The organism is Sandarakinorhabdus cyanobacteriorum (genome assembly GCF_002251755.1).
Lineage (GTDB): Bacteria > Pseudomonadota > Alphaproteobacteria > Sphingomonadales > Sphingomonadaceae > Sandarakinorhabdus > Sandarakinorhabdus cyanobacteriorum.
In genome coordinates, this window is the sequence record NZ_NOXT01000033.1 from 1 (window position 1) to 3,745 (window position 3,745).

Below are 3,745 nucleotides of genomic sequence, written 5' to 3' on the forward strand. Positions count from 1 at the left end.
CAACCCGAAATCACCCGGCCGGTGAATAATCCGGGCTAGAGTCAATTTTGTCAGAGATCAGTCTCACTGCATCAATTATGGCCAATACGGTAAATAAAAGTCCTGTATCGAACAAATATTCAAGAAACAATCCCGACGCAGAAAAATAAAGACCGATCAGCAAAAATATGTGACCTATGGATAGAAAAGAGAAAAATAGCCAAAAGTTTAATTTTGTCGTGGTTGGTGTAATTCGGAATTTTCTTATATTCATTTCAATGACTCGCAATCGTGGAAATTCCGGGGGCGCTATACTTAACTGCCCTCTTCGCGCCGCCGTGATACCGGGCCGCATGGCTCGCCTCGCCCGCATCGTGATACCACAGGTTCCGCATCATGTGACGCAGCGTGGCAATCGCCGATTGCCGGTGTTTTTTGGTGACGATGGTCGGCAGGCCTATCTGGCACTGGTGGCGCACGCTTGCGCGGCGAACGAGACGGCTTGCCTGGCCTGGTGCCTGATGGACAATCATGTGCACCTCATTCTGGTGCCACAAAGCGCGGACGGGCTGCGTGCTGCGCTGGCCGAGGCTCACAGGCGCTATTCGCGGCGGATCAATTTCCGGGAAGGCTGGCGCGGCTATCTGTTTCAGGGCCGCTTTGGCAGTTACCCGATGGACGCTGCGCATCTGATGGCGGCGGTGCGCTATGTTGAGAAGAATCCCGTGGCCGCCGGCATGGTGCCCTGCGCCGAGGACTGGCCATGGTCGAGCGCGCGCTCCCACATCGCCGGCGCCCGCTGTGCCGATGATCCGCTTACCGATATTGCCGCGCTCGGCCAGCACGTGCCAAACTGGCATGCCATGATGGAAATCGGGCTGGAAGCCATGGACGAGACCGCAACCATCGCCGAAATCGAAGCCCGCTGCCGCACCGGCCGCCCGCTTGCCTCCCCCGAATGGATCGCCGATGCCGAGCGCATGATTGGCCGAACATTGGCACCAGCCAAGCCCGGGCGGAAACCACGGGAAAAGCCAAGCGCAGGGAATTTGGTATAGTGTCCCCGGAATTCAGTGGGGCAATCCGGATGCGTTGCGTGCCGCCCTGTCGAAGGTGCACCGTGCCTATGCCGGGCGCATCCATGCGCGGGAGGGGCGTACGGGGCATTTCTGGCAGGGCCGTTTTGGCTGTGTCGCAATGGACGAGGCGCATCTGGTGGCTGCCATCCGTTATGTTGCGCTGAACCCGGTGCGGGCGCGGCTGGTGCCACGCGCCCAGGATTGGCGCTGGTCTGGCGTGCATGCGCTTCTGGATCCGGCCCGTGGCGATGGCCTGACCGAAACCGCCCCCGTGCTGGCGCGCATCCCCGATATCGCCAGCTGCTTTGCCGCCGAAGCGGAACCGGCCGAAACCGCAGCCTTGCGCCGCGCCGAAACCACCGGTCGCCCGATCGGCAGCGACAGCTTCCTGGCGCACATCACCGCCGCCCTTGGCCGCAACCCGAGGCCCGCCAAGCGGGGGCCAAAGCCAAAGGTTGAATAATGTGCACTGTCACCCTAACCCCGTCACCGTAACCCCAACAGTATTTCGAACGTATTATATAGAGAAATACCCTCTGAATTCCGATATTGAATTTATAAAGCTATCTTTATAAATATTTTCAATATCGGAAAAACTGACGCCTTCTTGAACATCGTCAAGAATGACATTCAATACGTCAAAAAACAACTGATCATATTCTGTATCGGTATAACTTTGACTGAGGACCAATTTGCAAGTCTCTACAATAGCCTGGCCGTCAAAAAGCTTGCGATGTACAGCAGCTATGAGTGATTGAGGAAATCGACGATTATCTACCATAAATCACCTTTTTCTCAAAAACTTCTCCGGTAACCTCATTACGTACTGCATGAATAGACACTCTGTCGCCAGATTTTGTAACCTCGCTAACCGAAATCTTGGTATAGTCAGACGCATTCCCGCCATATTTTTTGGCTGCGTCAGCAGCGCCTCGAAATGCGTCCTTAGCTCCAGGGCCAGCGATGATGCGCCCTTCACCGGCCGCTAGGCGGCCCAGACCAGACTGAACGGCCGCCACTCGCTCTGCAAATGCCCTTACCCCTGCAACGACTGGCTTAAAGTGCTCTGCGCCACTCATCAGTTTGATTACGGGCGCCGCAGCGCTGACAAGCGTCAATGCACGTTCAACAGGGATAAACGTCGCTGCTGTCGTTCCCATGTTGAAGAATTCTTGCCGGCGCTGCTGCTCGCACGCTCCGTCCCCGCCGCATGTCGCTACAGCCTGGGCCACAGGAGCATAGTCTGTACCAAGGTAAGCCGACTGGTTCCCCGTCGAATCCACCTTATTCAGCGGATCATTCCCCACAACTGATCCGCTTGAGGCGGTTCCGTCATAGAACGGCTAATTTCTTGAGGCAGTGCAGCGGGTTACGCGCACACGCGGGAGGGGCGGATCAGGTCCGGGGCAGTTTTGCCCTTGAGGCGGTTTTCAGTGCCGGTGCGGACGGCTGTCAAAGAGCGTTTTCAGATACCTACGCGCGCGGGCGCGGCGCTGCAAGCGGCTGAGAGAGAAGCGGTATCAGGCAGCGTGCTTGGCCGCATCGATCTCGCCCACGCCTGTCAGCGTGAACGCGCCGGTACCGGGCAGATCGATGCGCAGTTCCAGCGTACCGCCCGCAGCTTCCACGAACCGGCGCAGGGTGGAGAGGTAGAGGTCAGTCTGGCGCTCGATCTTCACGATGGCAGGCTGCTTCACGCCAAGACTCTGGGCGATCTGCTCCTGGCTGCGCTGAGCGAGCTTGCGCAACGCCTTGAGGCCTTCAACCTCGGCCTGAAGCTGCGCCGTCCGCTCGGCGATGCGCGCCTGGCTTTCAGGCGGCATGGCGGCGATCACCTCATTGAGCGTGCGGCCCAGAACACTGGCTTTCGGCACGCTGGCCTTCTTTTCGGTTGCCATGATCCTATCCTTTCAACGTCTCAAGATGCTCGGCGAACCGGGCATCGGCCTTGGCGATCAACGCCTTGTAGAACCGTTTCTGCGCCACCCACGCCTTGTCACCAGCCACCAGCAAGATCGCCTGCCGGGCGGTATCGAACGCGAACGCCACCCGCCACACCCCGTCATCGGCATCGAAGCGCAGTTCCTTCATGTTGGCATAGTCAGAGCCTGCCAGCGTGTCGGCATGGGGTCTGCCCAGCAACGGCCCCTGCAACTGCAAAAGCCCGGCTGTCGCAGCGAGGGCTTCGCGCACCTCAAGCGGCAACTGGCCGAACTCGGCTTCGAACGCTTGATGGAAGGCAACAGTCCATGGCATGTCTCTATATAACCCTTGTGTTATAATTTGTCGAGAGGGATGAGGGCCGCGATGCTACGCATCGAGCCGGTATTTTGGGGACACACCTCACGCACGGGTGCATGACGGTTTTCTGCGGGTTTTGCGGGATGCTATCCGCACGCTCTTGATAGTGGCGCGGGCGTGATTGGCGGTTTTCTGCCGTTTCCGTGGGGTGCGGATAGCAGGCTCTATTCGGCGTCCTCGCCCTCGGCGGCCAGCGCGGTATCAAGCATGGCGCGGTCGCGGGTGAGCTTCGCACCGGGGTGCGTGGCGGCGTGGATCTCGGCGAGCTTGGCCGCCGATACGCGGGTGTAGATCTGCGTGGTCTCCAGGCTCTCATGGCCCAGCATGGCCTGGATGAACCGGATGTGTCGCGCGACAGCCGTGCTGGTCGGCGGTACCGGCACCGG

Annotated in this window: 5 protein-coding genes and 1 pseudogene; 2 read left to right on the forward strand and 4 right to left on the reverse strand. The window is 59.0% G+C overall.

Features of this window, described 5'->3' with window-relative positions:
• Positions 1-332 precede the first annotated feature (332 nt).
• Both CHU93_RS00650 and CHU93_RS00655 read left to right on the forward strand, forming a co-directional pair.
• Complete coding sequence (locus CHU93_RS00650) at positions 333-1,037, forward strand: transposase (RefSeq protein WP_094472295.1); 705 nt, start codon at positions 333-335, stop codon at positions 1,035-1,037.
• A gap of 34 nt (positions 1,038-1,071) precedes the next feature.
• Positions 1,072-1,521, forward strand: coding sequence for a hypothetical protein (locus tag CHU93_RS00655; RefSeq protein ID WP_133064251.1), 450 nt, complete (start codon positions 1,072-1,074; stop codon positions 1,519-1,521).
• A gap of 307 nt (positions 1,522-1,828) precedes the next feature.
• On the opposite strand, the gene CHU93_RS17195 is transcribed toward CHU93_RS00655, so the two are convergent.
• From CHU93_RS17195 to CHU93_RS00670, 4 genes and pseudogenes are all read right to left on the reverse strand, one after another.
• Positions 1,829-2,218 (reverse strand): hypothetical protein, encoded by a 390-nt coding sequence (locus CHU93_RS17195; protein WP_133064252.1) that lies wholly within the window; start codon positions 2,216-2,218, stop codon positions 1,829-1,831.
• Between the two features lie 360 nt (positions 2,219-2,578).
• Positions 2,579-2,956, reverse strand: a complete 378-nt coding sequence (locus CHU93_RS00660; protein ID WP_207759167.1) for an XRE family transcriptional regulator — start codon at positions 2,954-2,956, stop codon at positions 2,579-2,581.
• 4 nt (positions 2,957-2,960) lie between these two features.
• Positions 2,961-3,314 (reverse strand): type II toxin-antitoxin system RelE/ParE family toxin, encoded by a 354-nt coding sequence (locus CHU93_RS00665; RefSeq protein WP_094472297.1) that lies wholly within the window; start codon positions 3,312-3,314, stop codon positions 2,961-2,963.
• Between the two features lie 209 nt (positions 3,315-3,523).
• Positions 3,524-3,745: pseudogene (locus CHU93_RS00670) on the reverse strand (hypothetical protein); the annotation flags it as partial.